Here is an 18,529-nt window from a genome sequence, read left to right on the forward strand (position 1 = left end):
TCCAGATACAGTCAACGGTACAGCCATTTTCAAGTAAAAAATGTACCCAGTAGCCTCTTTTCAATTTTTTCTTAGAAGCGACCTGCAGTAAGGGTTTTGTTAATTTTTTAGTATTTATGTATGGGGGAAGTCCAGTTATAACATATAATTAATTTGCAAGAGTTCTTATCTATCATTAATTTATTTGGTGCGTTACGCTATCGAAGAGCGCACCCTACTACTACTACTCAATCATCTAACAATCCGTCGTAACGCACCACACCTATTCCATGATCAGTAAAACGTAGGGTGCGTTAGACGGCGACAATCTCTGCTTAAACTTAAATCTAACAATCCGTCGTAACGCACCACATCTATCATTAATTTAACTACTACTTGGTGCGTTACGCTATCGAAGAGCGCACCCTACTACTAAACAAATTGAAAAACAACATTGCCCAACGAAATGCTGGTGTTATCTTGAACGACTCCAATTAAGTCACCTCCTTGATAGATGGCTGTATCTAAAGCAGAAGTACCAGCCCAATTTTCCCTCGATAGGCGAAGTGAAGAACTCCACTTAATTTGAATACGGTCTAGCCAGTCGATGTCAACAATAAGAGCATAACCACTACCTTGATAATAGTTACCAAGACTTTCACCTAGTACCAAAACGTCCCATCCAGACCCTCCAACTAAGGTATCATACTGATTGTTGTTATAAGTTAGAGATGTAGAGCCGGTTAAGAGATCATCACCAATACCACCACTTAGATAATCATTCCCTGATCCCCCTCGTAAGGTATCATATCCCGAGTCTCCATATAAACTGTCATTGCCAGTTTCTCCATCTAAATAATCGTTGCCATCCCCTCCCCATAAGGTATCATTTCCCCATTGTCCATATAACTCGTCATTGCTAGTTCCTCCATCTAAATAATCGTTGCCATCCCCTCCCCGTAAGGTATCATTTCCCCCTTGTCCATATAAACTGTCATTGCCAGTTTCTCCATTTAAATAATCGTTGCCATCTCCTCCCCATAAGGTATCATTTCCCCATTGTCCATATAACTCGTCATTGCTAGTTCCTCCATCTAAATAATCGTTGCCATCCCCTCCCGATAAGGTATCATTTCCCCCTTGTCCATACAGATAATCGTTGCCGTTGCCACCGCTAATAATATCATTGTTGGCATTACCCCAGATGGTATCATTGCCACCATAACCATACGCAATAAGTTGTTTTCTTCCCGTATAGTTGCAGTAGTCTGCGGAACTTGTGCCGTGGTAAGTGTCGTGAAAAGTGTCGTAAAACATCATGGCTTAATCCTCCTATTTGTTGTTCATAATAACCAATTTTCACTCTACCCCCCCTTGGAAAAACTGTATTACAAGCTACAATTTAACAAATCTTTACATTCACCTCCCCGGCTGGGGTTCTTTCCCAGTAAAACGTAGGGTGCGTTAGACGGCGACAATCTCTGCTTAAACTTAAATCTAACAATCCGTCGTAACGCACCACACCTATCATTAATTTAACTTCATTATAACATATAATTAATTTGCAAGAGTTCTTATCTATCATTAATTTATTTGGTGCGTTAGCGATAGCGTAACGCACCCTACTACTAATTATTGTACTGTAAAAGGATAATGCTGGGTTTTTAAAGGTTCCAATTTTAACAGGTCAAAAGCCCTATTTTCAAAGAGTTTTACCATTATTCAGCAATCCCTAATTAGGATAAACTCGCCCTTTCCAACCTCCTCCTTGGCCGCGCCAATAACGCAGGGCAGAATCGACGGTCATTAAACTATAAAAGAGGGCAATTAGGGGTAAAGTTAAAGCCCGCAGGGGGGATAATTTATATAGTCTTAAAGTCGGGCTATAGGAGAGGGCAATTAGTAATAAGGTGACTGTGCTAATTATAATCATTGATGTTTGTTTTAAGACCAATCCCCAGATTAAGCCCAAGGGAGCGGCTAAATAGGTTAAAAACATCCCGAAAATTGTCCCGATTAACCAAAGTGTTGAGTAATTTAGTTGTGTAAAGGCGGTGCGGGCTACCATATTCCAAATGCTGGCTAAATCGGGATAGGGACGGAGACTATAGGTGGTTTCTGTTAATCCTAACCAGATAGATTTCTCTGTATTTTTGGGGTGATTTTGCAGATATTTTTTAACCGCAATCGCCAAAGAACAATCATCAATTAAAGCTTGTTTAAGAATCTCAATACCGCCAATTTTTTCTAGAATATCTCGGCGAATTAAAATGCAACCCCCAGCGGCGGCTGCTATCGGGGAATTAGGATTATTAACTAGGGGAAAAGGATAGAGTTTCTCGAAGAAAAAAACAAAGGCAGGAATAAGAAATTTTTCCCAAAAACTGTCACAGCGTAGCAACACCATCAGGGAAACTAAAGCTTGTTTTTCTTGTACTGCTTTGGTAACTAATTGGGTTAAATTATCTGGTGCGTGGGCAATATCAGCATCGGTGAAGAGAAAATAATCGGGTGCAAATTTCTCGGTAGCCTCTGTTATTCCCTGTTTCATTGCCCATAATTTACCCGTCCATCCTATCTCTAAAGCTTGTCCAGAAATAATAGTTATCTGGTCAGATTTATGAGATTGTTCGGCAATTTCTTGAGCAATTTTTCCCGTACCATCACTGCTTTGATCGTCAATTAAAATAATCGAAAATTTGCCTTGATAATCTTGGTTAAAGAGGGAGGTTAAACTGATAGGTAAAACGTCGGCTTCGTTTCTTGCTGGGATAATTGCCGAGACTTTTGGATAATTTGTTAAGGAAGAAGTGACAGGATTAATTTTTTGGTTAGATAGCCAAAATTGTCCCCTAGCTAAGATTAAATATAACCAAATTATCAGCGATAGGGAAGTAACTAATAATAAAAAAAATGTCATAAGCTGGTGGCCTTTCGATGAGAGAATAGGGAACAGGTTAAAAAAATTATCAAATTTAGATGGACAACAGCTTAACCAGTTTGGGGTTTAACAAAGGGCAATTTAGGGTAAAATAGAAGCAACTTAGCAAGATTAGGCGAGGGAGTAAATCATGGATTATGATGTCGTAATTATTGGGGGAGGACCGGCGGGAGGTCACTGTGGGAGATTATTAAGTGAAAAAGGTTATCGTGTTCTTTTAGTGGAACAACATTCTAGTTGGCAAGATAATAATTTTTCTAGTGCCGCTTCTCCCCTAGAAATTTTAGAACAATTCAATCTCCCCGAAACCGTAGTGGCTAGGTTTTGGAAAAATATCGAAATTATCTCCACTAGCATACATCATTTTTGGTCATCACCGCAACCTTTAGGGGTAGTTTTTGATTTTGCCAAGTTGCGAGAGTTTTTAGCCGCAGAAGTGCTGCGTTGGGGGGGAGAAGTTCGTTTAGGTTGTCGTTATCTGAAATATCAACAGGTGCAGGATAAGTTAACTGTTTTCTTGAAATCAAAAGGAGAGGAAATCGAGACAGTTAATACTCGTTTATTGGTTGATGCTACGGGATATGCCAGAGCAGTTATGTATAAACATAGACGAGAAAAACCTGATTTTTTAAAAGCAGTGGGTATTGAATATTTAATTGCTGTGCCAGAAGAAGATTATCAAAAGTATCAAGATAATTTAGTATTTTTTCTCGGTCATAAATGGAGTCCTAAAGGTTATGGCTGGATTTTTCCTATGGATAATCGGCAATTAAAAATAGGAGCCGCTTGGTTAGAGGGAGAACATCCTTATATTCCTGAAGTTAAGCCTTTAAAAAGTTATATTACACAAATTATGCAAACCTACATGAATCTCTCGAAATATGATATAATTGACAGCCATGGTTCTATTTTAGAATATTCGCTCAATCTGCAAGATATTTATTATCAAGAACCGAATATTATAGCGATTGGTGATGCGGTTTCTACGGTTAACTTTTTAGGAGGGGAAGGTATTCGCCATGCTATGAAAGGAGCCGAAATTGCTTGTCAATACATGGAAGAATATTTACAGGGAAAATCGAGGAGTTTTACCGCTTATCAACAGAGGATGCAAGAATATTTTCAACCCAAATGGAATTTATCCGATCGCCTCAGTCGCAAAGTTTATTTAGAATATAGTGATGCGCGTATAGATCAAGGAGTATCCTATCTCAAGTATCTTTCCACCCAGGATATAATCGACGTTTTATTTTACTACAAATTTGAGAAATACACAAAAGGGTTAGGAGGATTTCTGTTGGGAAAATTACGTCAATGGTGGCGCAAAATTTTTCCTAGTCAAAAACCTGAGTAAATAGGCTAGGATAAAGCTAAGGAAACAATATTGGTAAAGACCGTGAGTAAGTTTATTCGCTACAGTACAATTATCACTCTGCTGGGCATTTTAGCAGCCTGTAGTGGCAATCCTGACCTAGAAAATCGTCTGGCTGCCGATCCTAATCTACAAACAAATCCCATACCAGAAAACTCTCCTAATAACAAGCAATTACCGGCAAATTTTCCCGCAGAAATTCCTCGATATAGTCAATCAGAATTATTATCCGTGCAGACAAATCCTGATAATACTGGTGGACAAACCCGTTGGCAATCCAACGATCCCAGCAATGCGATCGAGGCTTTTTATCAACAGGAATTAGTTAATAATAATTGGGAAATTATTACTCCCTTTTCTGGGGAAGGAGTTAATAGTACCCTAACGGCCCGTCGAGATAATTTAGAGTTAACTATCACCATAACTGCCACTTCTCCCAATACCGAATATAGCCTCGATTATCGTCCAATAGGAACCCCTAGTCCCTCCCCTAGTCCCTCCCCTAGTCCCTCCCTTAGTCCCTCCCCGTTACCCAATCTTAATCCCACCAGTTTTAACGATCTCGAATCCTTACCTAATCCCTTAAAGAGCCACATTCAAGACTTAGCTAAATTAGGAGTATTAACAGGTAATAACAATCAGTTTAACCCTAATAATACAATAACGCGCCGAGAATTTGCTCGCTGGTTGTTACAGGCTAATAATGCCATTTATGCTAATGTAGCGGGTAAACAAATCCGTGTAGCTACTGCCAATAGTTCCCCAGCTTTTAGTGATGTTAAAAATAACGATCCCGATTATATTTATATTCAAGGATTAGCAGAAGCGGGGTTAATTCCCTCTCCTTTAACGGGAGATAGTAGCGCCATTTTATTCCGTCCCAATGCTCCTTTAACCCGGGAAGATTTAATCGCTTGGAAAGTGCCATTAGATGTCAGAAAAGCTTTACCGAGTGCCAATCTTGATACGATTAAAAATACTTGGGGTTTTCAGGATACTAATAAAATTAACCCGCAGCTGGTGCGCGCTCTTTATGCCGATTTTCAAAATGCTGAACAAGCTAATATTCGGCGAGTTTTTGGTTTTACTACCCTATTTCAGCCAAAAAGACCAGTAACTCGCGCTGAAGCTGCCGCTGCTTTATGGTATTTTGGTTTTCAGGGTGATGGTGTTTCTGCTGCCGACGCTGTGCAGGGTCAAGATACACAACAGAGTGGGGTTAACTGAAATTTGTCCACAAAAACTAAGGGTGTGTCAGGAAAATACAGGCACTATTTTTGACATTTCTTCATATCTATTCAGAAAAATTAACAGAGGATTCTTGACCCTGCAGCTAGGGGAATATTTTATCCTAAAGATATAACTCTGCTGCAGGGGATTTTGTTGCTGACTTCCGCTGCTATTAACATTATGACCCATCAAACTCTCAAACTCGCCGGGATGAGTTGCGCTGGTTGTGCTAATTCGATCGAGCGGATAATTAAATCTATCCCCGGAGTGATTCGATGTCAAGTTAATTTTGGCATGGAACAGGTGGATGTGGACTATGACCCCAAGCGTACCGATCTTAACACTATTCAAGCAAAAGTTAGGGATGCCGGGTTCCAGACCACACCGATAACAGAAATTAATCTCGAATCCAGGCCAGAAAAAGAACTACTCACTAAACTATCGATCGCTATTGTTATTAGTATTATACTTTTTATCGGTTCTTTACCGATGATGACGGGTTTATCTCTATCTTTTATCCCCCATTGGTTACACGATCCTTTACTACAATTAATTCTCGCTACTCCCGTCCAATTTTGGTGTGGTCAAAGTTTTTATAAAAATGCGTGGAAAGCTTTTAAAAATCGCACTGCTACCATGGACACTTTAGTAGTTTTGGGAACCAGTGCCGCCTATTTTTATTCCCTGTTTTTAACCTTCGAGAGCGATTTTATCGAAAAACAGGGATTTAATTCCCATGTCTATTACGAAGCATCAGCTATCGTCATTACTCTGATTTTACTCGGTCGGTTTCTCGAAAAACGGGCCAGAAAAGAAACGGCTGCCGCGATTAAACAATTAATGGGATTACAGGCCAAAACTGCTAGGGTAATTAGGGAAGAACAGACGCTAGATCTACCGATCGAAGAGGTGAAAGTAGGAGATATAATTTTAGTGCGTCCGGGGGAAAAAATTCCCGTCGATGGCATAATTATCCAAGGCAGTTCTAGCATTGATGAATCGATGGTGACGGGGGAAAGTTTACCCGTGCGAAAAACCGTCAATCAACAGGTAATCGGTGCGACAATTAATAAAACTGGTAGCCTACAAATGCAAGCGTTACGGGTGGGAAAAGATACGGTTTTAGCCCAGATTATCCGATTAGTGCAAACCGCGCAAGCATCAAAAGCACCTATACAAAGATTAGTCGATCGAGTGACTGCTTATTTTGTGCCGGTGGTGATGATTATTGCGGTAATAACTTTCTTATTTTGGATTCTCCGCACGGGTAATCTCACCCTCGCTTTGATTACAATGGTGGAAGTCCTAATTATCGCTTGTCCCTGTGCGCTAGGATTAGCTACACCCACCTCGATTATGGTGGGAACAGGACAAGGGGCAAAACAGGGAATTTTAATTAAAAATGCCGAAAGTTTAGAATTAGCCTATGGTATTACTACTATTGTCCTCGATAAAACGGGAACTCTCACCCAGGGTAAACCAACGGTGACGGACTTCTTGACTCGCGAGGGGGTGAGGGATGGACGGGAATTATCGCTGCTGCAGTTAGTCGTATCGGTGGAGAATCATTCTGAACACCCGTTAGGAGAAGCAATAGTTAAATATGGGCAGTTAAACCAGATTAAAACCCTAGAAGTAACTGAATTTGACTCAATAACCGGGTCAGGAGTGCAGGGGAAAGTCGGGTCAGATTTCGTGCAAATCGGTACACAACAATGGTTAGAAAGTCAAGGGATCGAAACAAAAGTTCTTAAAAAAGTCGCCCACGATTGGGAGTGGCAGAAAAAAACCGTGGCTTGGATAGCGGTTAACGGGGGTTTAGAGGGGTTGATTGCCATTTCCGACGTTTTAAAACCTTTTTCTTCTTCAGTGGTCGCCAAGCTCAAAAAAATGGGCTTAGAGGTGATGATGATGACAGGGGACAACCTCGAAACCGCAGAGGCGATCGCCAGTGAGTTGGGTATCCGGCGCTTTTTTGCCGCACTCCGTCCCCAACAAAAAGCCGAAAAAATCGAATATTTGCAGAAAAAAGGGAAAATTGTCGCCATGGTTGGCGATGGCATCAATGATGCGATCGCATTGGCACAAGCGGACTTAGGTATTGCCATTGGCACGGGGACCGATGTAGCGATCGCCGCAAGCGATATAACCTTAATTTCGGGAGATTTACAGGGAATTGTGACCGCTATTGAGTTAAGTCGGGCAACAATGGGAAATATCAAAGAAAATCTCTTTTTTGCTTTTATTTATAACTTGATTGCCATTCCCATCGCTGCTGGAATCCTCTATCCTTTTCTGCTCAATCCGATTATTGCCGGTGCTGCCATGGCTTTAAGTTCCCTTTCCGTGGTGACAAATGCTTTACGATTGCGTCGAGTTCATCCCAGGGTGCGGGATAATTTGCGTTAACAATTCTTAAGGAAAAACCAGAAAAATTAGCTGTACGGGGGATGATACCGTAGAAAAGGCAATAGAATAATCATCGTGATATGACTGACTCCCCTGAAATACCTTATTTATTACGCGCTGCCAAAGGAGAAATCTTACCCCGTCCTCCCGTGTGGATGATGAGACAAGCAGGACGTTATATGCAGATTTATCGAGAATTGCGGGATAAATACCCCAGTTTTCGGGAAAGATCAGAAAATGCCGATTTAGCGATCGAAATCTCCCTGCAACCTTGGCGCGCTTTTCAACCGGATGGGGTGATCATGTTCTCCGATATCCTCACTCCCCTGGCAGGAATCGGTATTCCCTTTGATATTATCGAAAGTAAGGGGCCGATTATCGATTCTCCCATTCGTACTCAAGCGCAGGTGGACCAACTTAATCCCCTCGATCCCGATCAGTCTTTACCTTTTATCAAAACGATTTTAAAAACCCTGCGTCAAGAGGTGGGAAATAAATCCACTGTCCTCGGTTTTGTCGGAGCGCCTTGGACTTTAGCAGCATACGCAGTGGAAGGGAAAGGTTCTAAAAGTTATTCTGTGATTAAAGGGATGGCTTTTTCGGAACCCTCGGTACTGCACCAATTTTTAGATAAATTAGCGGATATGATTGCCACCTATGTCCGTTATCAAATCGATTGTGGGGCGCAAGTGGTACAAATGTTCGACTCTTGGGCGGGTCAATTAACTCCCCAAGATTACGATGTTTTTGCCTTACCCTATCAACAAAAAGTAGTTCGTTTGGTGAAAGAAACTCATCCCGATACACCGTTAATTCTCTACATTAGTGGCAGCGCCGGCGTTTTGGAAAGAATGGCTAAATCGGGGGTTGATATTATTAGCGTCGATTGGACTGTCGATATGGCGGAAGCGAGACAGCGTTTAGGTAAATCGATGATGGTTCAAGGTAATATCGATCCGGGGGTTTTATTCGGTTCCCAGTCCTTTATTCGCGAGCGGATTATTGATACTATTCGTAAAGCGGGTAATCAAGGTCATATTCTTAATTTAGGTCATGGTGTTTTGGTGGGAACTCCTGAAGATAACGTGCGTTTCTTCTTTGAAACTGCTAAAGGATTTAGTTATCAATAAAGTTACTCAGGGAACAGGGGATGGGGAAATGGGGTAATGGGGGAATGGGGAAATGGGGAAATTCAACTAAAACCCTAAAACCCTAAAACCCTAAAACCCCAACACCCTAAAACCCCAACACCCTAAAACCCTAAAACCCTAAAACCCCAAAACCCTAAAACCCCAAAACCCTAAAACCCCAACACCGGTTTTTACTTTTTACTTTTACTTTCACACTGTCCCCTAAATTCTGCTGGATCAATTAAAATAATGAAAAAAATATTTCTAACGGGTGTGAGTGGCTGTATTGGGCATTATATCGCTGAGATTTTACTGGAAAATCCCGACTATGAATTATATTTTTTAGTGCGTAATCCAGAGAAGTTAAAATTTACTTACCAAGGGCGATCAAATGTTCATATACTTTTAGGCGACATGGAAAATATCGAGGTATATGCCGAGCTTTTAAAAACAATGAATATAGCGGTTTTAATCGCTACCAGTTGGGGAGGAGAGGAGGAAAGTTATCAGATTAATGTGGTAAAAACCCTAGAATTAATTAGTTATTTAGATGCTCAAATCTGCGAGAAAGTCCTCTACTTTTCCACTGCCAGCATTCTCAATCAAAATAATCAACCTTTACCGGAAGCTGGGGAGATAGGAACTAATTATATCCGCACTAAATATATTTGTTATAGTAAGTTTACTGACCTAAAAATCGCCGATAAAATTATTACTTTATACCCCACTTTTGTCTTAGGTGGTGACGAAAATAAACCCTATTCTCATATCTATGGCGGTTTACCGGATGTGTTGAAATATATCGGTTTAGTGCGTTGGTTTCAAGCTGATGGCAGTTTTCATTTTATCCATGCTAAAGATATAGCTCAAGTGGTGAATTATTTAATCGAAAATCCCGCACCAGAAAGCAAAATTGTCCTAGGCAATCAACGCACAACAGCTAACCAAGCAGTGGAGGAAATCTGCACTTATTTAAACAAAAAAATCTATTTTCGCATTCCTTTATCTTTAACCATTGCTAACTTTTTTATCAAAGTTTTTAACTTGCAGATGGAAGCATGGGACCGTTTTGCCATGAATTATCGCCACTTCACCCACATTAAAACCTATACCCCGGCTGATTTTGGTTTAAAAAACTATTGTTCCACCCTCGATGATGTTTTAACCTTGCGAGGAATTCCCCGAAAAAACCCTAAGTAGAGGGAACGGAAAAATATCTATAATTAATTCTGTCTGGATACTTACAGCGTTTCCCTAAAGACGAAGTCTAACCTAATTCCGCGACTGATACTAAATCCAGTTATTAAAAACTGATTATTTATTCTCCGTTTTGCCTTTTGCATGAGTAGAAAACGGGTTTCTCCGAGAAACCCGTTTTCTGTGCGTTACTCAACGGATTTGGTATGACTCCCCAAAACGAAAACTTCCTACCTCACCATTAAGATAACTGCTCTATCGGTGACTCTTAAATTAGTACAAGTGTATGAACAACCGCGTGTAAGCATCCCACCGAAAAACTAATGCGCGGGGGGTTTGGGGGCGGCGCCACGCCCCCAACGGGGGATTTGGGGGGTAGAACCCCCCAAAAACTTGGCTTGAATGATAAAATCAGAAATAACGCCCAACTCTTAACGCCAAATAGACTAATCTTGAAATTGTCTAGCATGAAATTGAGCGTAACGACCATTAAGATTTAATAACTCCTCGTGATTACCCACTTCGATAATTTCACCCTTTTCTAAGACTAAAATACGGTTAGCTTTTCTGACAGTTGCTAATCGGTGAGCAATAACAAATACCGTGCGCTCCGTCATAATTCTTTCTAAAGCTTCCTGCACTAAAGCTTCCGATTCCGAATCGAGCGCCGAAGTCGCTTCATCTAAGATTAAAATCCTCGGATTAGATAAAACCGCTCGCGCGATGGCGATTCTTTGTCTTTGTCCACCCGATAAATTAACACCCCTTTCTCCCACATAGGTATAGTAACCCTGGGAAAGTTCACTAATAAATTGATGAGCGTTGGCAATCTTTGCCGCTTTTTCCACCTCTTGCAGATTAAAATCTCCCTGGCCAAAAGCGATATTTTGGGCTATAGTACCAGAAAAGAGAATATTTTCCTGTAAAACTACGCCAATTTGTCGCCGGAGACTTTTTAAAGTCACATCACGAATATCCACCCCATCGATTAAAATCTTGCCAGAAGTGGGGTCATAAAAACGCAATAAAAGATTAACTAAAGTGGTTTTTCCCGCTCCCGATGCTCCCACTAAAGCAATCATTTCGCCAGCGTGTGCAGTAAAATTAATATTTTTTAAAACCTGTCTGTCCTCATTGTAATAAAAATTTACTTGACAATATTCAACTTCTTTGCTATGGGATGGCAACTCGATCGCATTCGGTTTTTCGGTAATTGTTGGCAAAATAGCTAACAATTCAAAAATCCGATCCATGGAGGCTTGACCCTGTTTAAATTGATTATAATTACTGGTAATATGGGCGATAGGATCGATTAACATAGCCACCGCCGCCACATAACTAACAAACTCAACACCAGTTAAATTCTTTTGGGAAATTTGCCAACCCGCAAGGAAGAATAAAAAGATAACTCCCATCGCTTGCAAAAATCCCACCACGACGTATTGTAAAGCTTTGGTGGATTCCGATAGGTATTGAGCGCGGCGATTTTCCTCCGCTTCTTGAGCAAAAAGCTCGGTTTGATAATCTTCAGCAGCGAAAGCTTGCACTACACGAATACCGCCAAAAACTTCGGTTAATAACGCAGAAAGGTTAGATATTTTCGCTTGGGCGCGACGAGCATATTGTAATAATTTTTCACCAAAAAATCCCACCAAAACTCCTAACAAAGGAGCGATAATAATGACAGCGATCGTCAATTGCCAGTTAACAATAAACATATAGGCAAAGACGACAATTAACTGTAAGGCTGAGGGAATAAAATCATGGAAAAATTTGTTAATTACTTCCCCAATGCGATCGATATCTTCCGTTAAACGATAGGATAAATCACCAGTTTTTGCCGTTTCAAAGTAATTTAAACCGAGGGTTTGCAGGTGTGCATAAACTTTTTTTCTTAATTCTAGGGCAATTTTTAAAGAAGCTTTTGCCATCAGGGAATCTTGCCCATACTGAGACATTCCCCGCAGTAAAAAAACCACTGATCCCACCCCCGAAAGTGTCGCCAATGCTTGCACATTTCCCTCACCGATATATCTGGCCATTTGTCCAGCTAACCAGGCTAAAATCGGCCAAAACACCGTAAATCCGATCGTACAGATGAACGCCAAAATAATTGTTTGGGTTTGGGGACGGAGATAGGGAATGAGATTCCAATAACTAGAGCGAGATTTCAAAATAATTTAGCGCCTTTAAATATTAAGTATTCCTGCAAAATTAATTTGCTAGTCGAGACATTTATCAGTTATCAGTTATCAGTTATCAGTTATCAGTTATCAGAACGTAGGTTGGGTTGAAGCATGAAACCCAACACCCCCATGGATTACGCTACCGCTAACCCATCCTACAAATAATTGTGCCTCCCTACTTACTGTTTACTGTTTACTGATCACTGTTTAGGCACTCTTGCACTTTGGCCAGAGGTTAACTGAGAGGTATAATTAACCTTGCTTAGGTACTGAAGAAAAGGAGATTAACTAACAAATTTGCCTAAGGGGTTAATCGGGGTGTAGAGACGTTTTTAGTCCACGTCCCTACGATATTTTCCAATAATACAAAGTTATTTTGTGATTAAACCGCCACAGCTTGATGAATGTAGCCTAATTCCGTCAATTTGTTCCAGACTTTGGCGACACTTTCCTCTAAAGTCTCTAAATCAGTGCGACATTCCACTTCTGGGTTAAAAGGTGGTTCATAGGGATCATCAATTCCCGTAAAAGACTTGATTTCGCCAGCACGCGCTCTTTTATATAATCCTTTCACATCGCGCTTCTCACAGACGCTTAAGGGAGCATTCACGAAAACTTCGACAAAATTGCCGATTTTTCCCCGTACTTCTTCGCGAATCTCGCGATAGGGAGAAATAGCCGAAACTAGGACAATTACACCGTGACGGGTGAGCAAATTAGACACAAAACCAATGCGACGGATATTTTCATCGCGATCCTCTTTACTAAATCCTAAACCTTTGGTGAGGTTCGTCCGCACTATATCGCCATCGAGAACTTCAATGGAATAACCTTCAGCGATTAATTTTGCCTGTAATGCCTCGGTAATCGTGCTTTTCCCCGCACCGCTCAATCCTGTTAACCAAACCGTCACGCCGCGCTGTTTCATAGCAATCATTAATAATACTTAAATCCTGTTTAGCGTACCATATCTCAGGGATCAGTGATCAGTTACCAGTGATCAGATGGGAGTTTTCAGTTCACTGATTACTGATAACTGCTTACTGATAACTGAACAACCCCCAACCTGATTGAAACAAACAACCTGTCACCACGATCATTGATAATGTATGTTGAGTTGCTGTCTTTAATAAGGTAATGTTTAAGAAATTCCCCCCTCACACCCCGCTCATTCTTGGACTAGGTTCTGGGGTTGCGCTTTTTACTCTCACCAGTCTCTTTCTCTTTCACCCGAAAATTCTCGCTTGGCTCGATCGCAATAGTGCTTCGGTTCCTAGTCAAGATACTAACCAACCCTCTGCCGTGGTTGATAGCGCTTCCTTACCACAAACCGAGCGAGATGTCAAGTTAAAAGATGTTGCTGATGCCGACGCGCCCTCTTTAGATCGTAGTCGCGCCCGCTATCTCTTGGCTATGGATTTATTGAGAAAATATGAAGGCGGTCCGGCTTTAAAACAATTAGAAGGCTTAGAAAAACAATATCCTGTTCTCGCTCCCCAGATTCTCCTCAAACAGGGACGCGCCTACGAATTAACCAACGACAGTGAAAAAGCGCAAGAAATTTGGCAAAAATTACTGGAAACCTATCCCCAATCGCCCGTAGTGGCGGAAGCTTACTACTCTTTGGGCAAATACGACCCCAGCTATTATGAGAAATTGCTCAAGGAATACCCCCGACACCCGCGTACTTTGGCTTTAATTCGCCAACGTCTTCAAGAAAATCCTGATCAATTTCCCCTATGGTTGCAGTTAGCCAAGGCTAATCCTTTTGATCCTACTCTCAATCAAGCCCGCGATCGTTTGGTGAAAGACTACGCCAATCAGTTAACTCCGGCGGATTGGGCAATGATTGGGGCGGGTTATTGGCAGTCGGGATTGTACGAAAAAGCCTATAAAGCCTACGCTAAAGCCGCTCCTAGCCCCGAACAAGCCTATCGTTACGCCCGCGGGCTACAAATTGCCAAAAAACTGCCAGAAGCTCGCAGCGCTTACCAAAAATTAATTAAAACCTATCCCCAAGCCTCAGAAACCGGTTTGGGATTACTGCGACTCGCCCAAATTTCTCCTAACCGCGATGCCATAGCATATCTCGATCGCATTGTCAAGCAATTTCCCGATCGCGCTCCGGAAGCTTTGGAAGCGAAAGCCAAATTACTCAACTCAACTAATGCCCAGGCCGCTAGTCAAACATGGCAGACTTTATTAAATAAATACCCAAAATCCGACGAAGCCGCCGATTATCGCTGGTTAATGGCCCAAAGAGCCGCTAAATCCGGTGATTACGCCAAGGCGTGGCAGTGGGCGCAGCCAATTGCGGTTAATAATCCCGATAGTCAAATTGCCCCGAAAGCGGCTTTTTGGGTGGGAAAATGGGCGCAAAAACTGGGCAAAAACCAAGAAGCAAAACAAGCTTTTACCTACACTATTTCTCGTCATCCCCATTCCTATTATGCTTGGCGCTCGGCGGTTTTATTAGGTTGGGACGTGGGGGATTTTACCACTGTCCGCTCCTATAATCCTACCACCGTCAAACCCGCCACTCGTAACGATCCCCCCGCCGGTTCGGAAGCTTTCAAGGAATTATATCGAATTGGTGAAGATACGGACGCTTGGAATCTCTTCCAAGCAGAAATTGTCGATCCTTGGAATTTAACCGTTGACGAACAATTTAACCTCGGTGTCTATAAACTCTCTCGCAATCAAAATTTAGAAGGAATTAACCTGATTTGGCGCTTGCGAGAAAGAGATACCCCGGAGGAAAGGGAAGCATGGAAAGTCCTGCGACAAAATGATAAATACTGGCACGCTTTATTCCCTTTCCCCTACTACGATAGTATCCTACAATGGTCAAAAGATAGACAATTGAATCCCCTGCTAGTGACGGCTTTAATCCGGCAAGAATCCCGCTTTGAAAAAGAAATCCGTTCTCCTGTGGGGGCAGTGGGATTAATGCAAATTATGCCCGATACGGGTAAATATATCGCGGGTAATACTGGCAATAAAAGTTATTCTTTAACTAATCCCGAAGATAACATTATGATGGGGACATGGTATCTCGATTATACCCACGGTAAATTCGCTGGAAATTCACTTTTTGCTGTGGCTAGTTATAACGCTGGACCTGGGGCAGTTTCCAAATGGAGACAGCGTTTCGATTTTAGCGATCACGATGAATTTGTTGAGAATATTCCCTTTAGAGAAACTAAGGGTTATATAGAATCGGTGTTTGGTAATTATTGGAATTATCTCCAGATTTATAACCCCGAAATTCAGGAGCAAATGAAGAGAGTTGCTAACCCTTCCTAGGGAATTGATGGGGATGGGTAATTAACTCATTCCCTTAAAGTTATAATTAAATTGAAGATATATCCCCCCTTAATCCCCCCTTAATAAGGTGTGTGCCGATCCCCCCTGCCCCCCTTGATAAGGGGGGTGCCGATAGGCGGGGGGATCCCCCTTAATAAGGGGGCATCTGGCAGTTTTTAACACCTAGCTACTTACTAACTTTTTTCCTGATTATGCAATCATTTAACTGGCAAACCGTTGATCGAGATTCTCCTTTTACTCGCCTAGATTTTCGGACAAAATTAACCATGATGATCGTGGTTACTCTCATCGCTTTTACTTGGGAAAGTCCCCTCGCTGGCGGTTTTCTAACTCTTATTGTCGCTTTAGCTTGTCTCTGGGCGGGGGTAAAATGGTCTTATCTCTTCACTATTTTAAAATTCATGGCTCCTTTTTATCTATTCTTATTAATTACCATGGGATTTTTTAATGTGGAACAGGTAAAAGCTTTAACGGGAAAAACTGAATTAACTCCCTTATTAACTGTCGGTTCTGCTAAAATGACTGTGGAGGGAACCCTCTACGGTTTAAATGTGATCTTTAAAACTCTCACGATGGTTTTAATTATTCCCCTCGCTATTTTTACCACTGATATAAATCAGATGATGGTGAGTTTAACTAAAGCCAGAATTCCCTACAAAATAGTCTTTATTTTTTCCTCTACCCTGCGTTTATTTCCTCTCCTAGTAGAAGAATCTCGATCGATTATTTCTGCTCAAAGATTACGAGGATTAGCAATAGAAAAAATGGGTTGGTTGCAAAAAGGAAAAATTTATGCTTCCATCGCTGTACCTTTAATTTTAAACGCTATGGCTAAATCGCAAAAATTAGAAGTAGTTTTACAAGCTAAAGCTTTCTCTGGTGATCCCGATCGCACATTTTTACAGGAATCAATCTTAACCAATAAAGACTATTTATTAATTATTGGCTTTCTATTTTTATTGGTTTTGGCAATTATTCTCTATGTAAAATTCGGGGTGGGAAAATTTGCCTGGTTGTTTTAAAATTAATCCCTATTGTAAGTAGTTAGGTGTTAAAAACTATCAGTTTCCCCCCTTATCAAGGGGGGATTAAGGGGGGATCGAACCCAAAATCTATCTTCAATTTAATTCTAACCAGCTACTTATAGCTCGATCGATCTGGGTATATAAAGCTTCTAAATCCCCGGAATTGTCTAAAACAATATCAGCTAAGGCAATTTTTTCGGCTAAAGGCATTTGATTATTAATCCGAGCGATCGCTTGTTCTCTAGTTAAGTTATTTCTAGTCGTTAAGCGTTGAATTTGTTGCTCGAAACTGCAAGAAACCACCCAAATCTCTGTGACTAAATGGGTTAATTTAGCTTCCAATAATAAAGGAATAGAACAAACAACTATCGGGGCTTCTAACTGCTCTAAATGCCGCTTAAAACATTCTCTAACGTAGGGATGAATCTGACTTTCTAACCAGATTTTTTCCTCGGGATTATTAAAAATAATCTCTCCTAACTGTTGGCGATTAAGGGAATTATCCTCAGTTTTAACTTTTCTGCCATAACGCGCCAAAATTCTCTCTAAAATTGCCGAACCTTTTTCCACTGCTTCCCGAGCATACATATCCGCATCAAGGACGGGAATTTTGTAGATATTTTCTAAATAATGAGAAACCGTGGATTTACCACAAGCTATTCCCCCTGTTAACCCAATAATTCTTCTCGACATAAATTATTAAATTGCTAATCTCAATTAAGGTGCGTTACGCGCTCGCTAACACACCCTACGGTTATAAACTCTCTATCTAAGGTGCGTTACGCGCTCGCTAACACACCCCACAGTTATAAACTCTCTATCTGTCGTAAAACTCTTGTTTGTACTTGTTGATAGGCAGTTTCCACATCTCCTAAATCGCGACGAAAACGATCCTTATCAAGAATACGCGCTTGAGCATCCTCTTGGGTTTTATCCCAGAGACGACAGGTATCGGGGCTAATTTCATCACCTAGATAAATTTTGCCCGTTTTATCAACTCCAAATTCTAACTTAAAATCGACGAGAATAATCTGGCACTTATCGAAAAATTCTTGTAAATATTGATTGATTTTCAGGGCTAAATCTCGTAACTGATTGACTTGCTCCTCCCTGGCAATATCAATTACTTTTATGCGATCGGGCGTTAACAAAGGATCGCCCAAAGCATCATCCTTGAGGTAAAATTCTACAAGAGGAAAAGGTAAAACTTTCCCCTCCTCTAATCCCGTTTGCTTACACAAACTCCCGGCGGCGATATTTCTGACTACTACTTCCAAGGGAATGATTTTAATCGCCTTGACGCGCATTTCCCTAGAACTAGGGCGATCGATATAATGGGTAGGTATTCCTAGGGATTCTAACCATTGAAATAGGGCAGTGGAGACAGTACAGTTAATTTCCCCTTTACCGACAATTTGCCCGCGTTTTTGGGCATTAAAAGCGGTGGCATCGTCTTTGTAATAAGTGAGGAGAATATCAGGATCATCGGTTTGATAGAGAATTTTGGCCTTACCTTCATAGAGTTTTTCCATAGTTATCATCCTCGGCATTGATAGAAGAAAATCGATAGTCAATCAGATAGTGGCATCAGTAAATTTTGGCGATCAACCCAGACAAAAAGTCTCTATCATTGGGTAGATGATCGTTGAGAAAAATAATGTATAATTGCAGCTTAAAGATAAATGCCAACATTTGGCGACCGAACCTTAACCTATAACCAAAAACTGTCACGA

General features: G+C 41.1%; 13 protein-coding genes. 7 read left to right on the forward strand and 6 right to left on the reverse strand.

Features of this window, described 5'->3' with window-relative positions; genetic code table 11:
- Positions 1-411 precede the first annotated feature (411 nt).
- Both O9324_RS26870 and O9324_RS26875 read right to left on the reverse strand, forming a co-directional pair.
- Positions 412-1,299, reverse strand: coding sequence for a calcium-binding protein (locus O9324_RS26870; protein WP_288141806.1), 888 nt, complete (start codon positions 1,297-1,299; stop codon positions 412-414).
- Positions 1,300-1,711: 412 nt separating this feature from the next.
- Positions 1,712-2,899, reverse strand: coding sequence for a glycosyltransferase (locus O9324_RS26875; RefSeq protein WP_288141807.1), 1,188 nt, complete (start codon positions 2,897-2,899; stop codon positions 1,712-1,714).
- A gap of 151 nt (positions 2,900-3,050) precedes the next feature.
- Between O9324_RS26875 and O9324_RS26880 the strand changes: the two genes are divergently transcribed.
- From O9324_RS26880 to O9324_RS26900, 5 genes are all read left to right on the forward strand, one after another.
- Positions 3,051-4,274 carry an NAD(P)/FAD-dependent oxidoreductase gene (locus tag O9324_RS26880; protein WP_288141808.1) on the forward strand — a complete coding sequence of 408 codons (1,224 nt, stop codon included), beginning with the start codon at positions 3,051-3,053 and terminating at the stop codon, positions 4,272-4,274.
- Positions 4,275-4,304: 30 nt separating this feature from the next.
- Positions 4,305-5,519: an S-layer homology domain-containing protein gene (locus O9324_RS26885; protein ID WP_288141809.1), complete on the forward strand. Its 1,215-nt coding sequence runs from the start codon at positions 4,305-4,307 to the stop codon at positions 5,517-5,519.
- A 183-nt stretch (positions 5,520-5,702) separates the two neighbouring features.
- Positions 5,703-7,931 carry a heavy metal translocating P-type ATPase gene (locus O9324_RS26890; protein WP_288141810.1) on the forward strand — a complete coding sequence of 743 codons (2,229 nt, stop codon included), beginning with the start codon at positions 5,703-5,705 and terminating at the stop codon, positions 7,929-7,931.
- 80 nt (positions 7,932-8,011) lie between these two features.
- On the forward strand, positions 8,012-9,061 hold the full coding sequence (hemE, locus tag O9324_RS26895) for a uroporphyrinogen decarboxylase (protein WP_287629498.1): 1,050 nt from the start codon (positions 8,012-8,014) through the stop codon (positions 9,059-9,061).
- Between the two features lie 249 nt (positions 9,062-9,310).
- Positions 9,311-10,261 (forward strand): NAD-dependent epimerase/dehydratase family protein, encoded by a 951-nt coding sequence (locus O9324_RS26900; RefSeq protein WP_287629496.1) that lies wholly within the window; start codon positions 9,311-9,313, stop codon positions 10,259-10,261.
- Positions 10,262-10,704: 443 nt separating this feature from the next.
- Here O9324_RS26900 and O9324_RS26905 read toward each other — a convergent pair whose 3' ends face one another.
- Both O9324_RS26905 and cysC read right to left on the reverse strand, forming a co-directional pair.
- Entirely contained in the window at positions 10,705-12,432 is a 1,728-nt protein-coding gene (locus O9324_RS26905; protein WP_288141811.1) for an ABC transporter ATP-binding protein, read from the reverse strand.
- 394 nt (positions 12,433-12,826) lie between these two features.
- Positions 12,827-13,372 (reverse strand): adenylyl-sulfate kinase, encoded by a 546-nt coding sequence (gene cysC / locus O9324_RS26910; protein WP_287629492.1) that lies wholly within the window; start codon positions 13,370-13,372, stop codon positions 12,827-12,829.
- A gap of 209 nt (positions 13,373-13,581) precedes the next feature.
- On the opposite strand from cysC, the gene O9324_RS26915 reads away from it, so the two are divergent.
- A complete protein-coding gene (locus O9324_RS26915) occupies positions 13,582-15,750 on the forward strand; it encodes a transglycosylase SLT domain-containing protein (RefSeq protein WP_287629491.1) in 2,169 nt (722 codons plus the stop codon).
- Positions 15,751-15,962: 212 nt separating this feature from the next.
- Positions 15,963-16,793, forward strand: coding sequence for an energy-coupling factor transporter transmembrane component T family protein (locus tag O9324_RS26920; protein ID WP_288141812.1), 831 nt, complete (start codon positions 15,963-15,965; stop codon positions 16,791-16,793).
- 96 nt (positions 16,794-16,889) lie between these two features.
- Here the strand turns inward: O9324_RS26920 and coaE are convergent, their stop codons facing one another.
- Positions 16,890-17,489 carry a dephospho-CoA kinase gene (gene coaE, locus O9324_RS26925; RefSeq protein ID WP_002789360.1) on the reverse strand — a complete coding sequence of 200 codons (600 nt, stop codon included), beginning with the start codon at positions 17,487-17,489 and terminating at the stop codon, positions 16,890-16,892.
- A gap of 113 nt (positions 17,490-17,602) precedes the next feature.
- Positions 17,603-18,328: a phosphoribosylaminoimidazolesuccinocarboxamide synthase gene (gene purC, locus O9324_RS26930; protein WP_288141813.1), complete on the reverse strand. Its 726-nt coding sequence runs from the start codon at positions 18,326-18,328 to the stop codon at positions 17,603-17,605.
- Positions 18,329-18,529 lie beyond the last annotated feature (201 nt).

The sequence above is a fragment of the Microcystis sp. LE19-84.1B genome (assembly GCF_027531875.1).
In the GTDB taxonomy this organism is placed as follows: domain Bacteria; phylum Cyanobacteriota; class Cyanobacteriia; order Cyanobacteriales; family Microcystaceae; genus Microcystis; species Microcystis panniformis.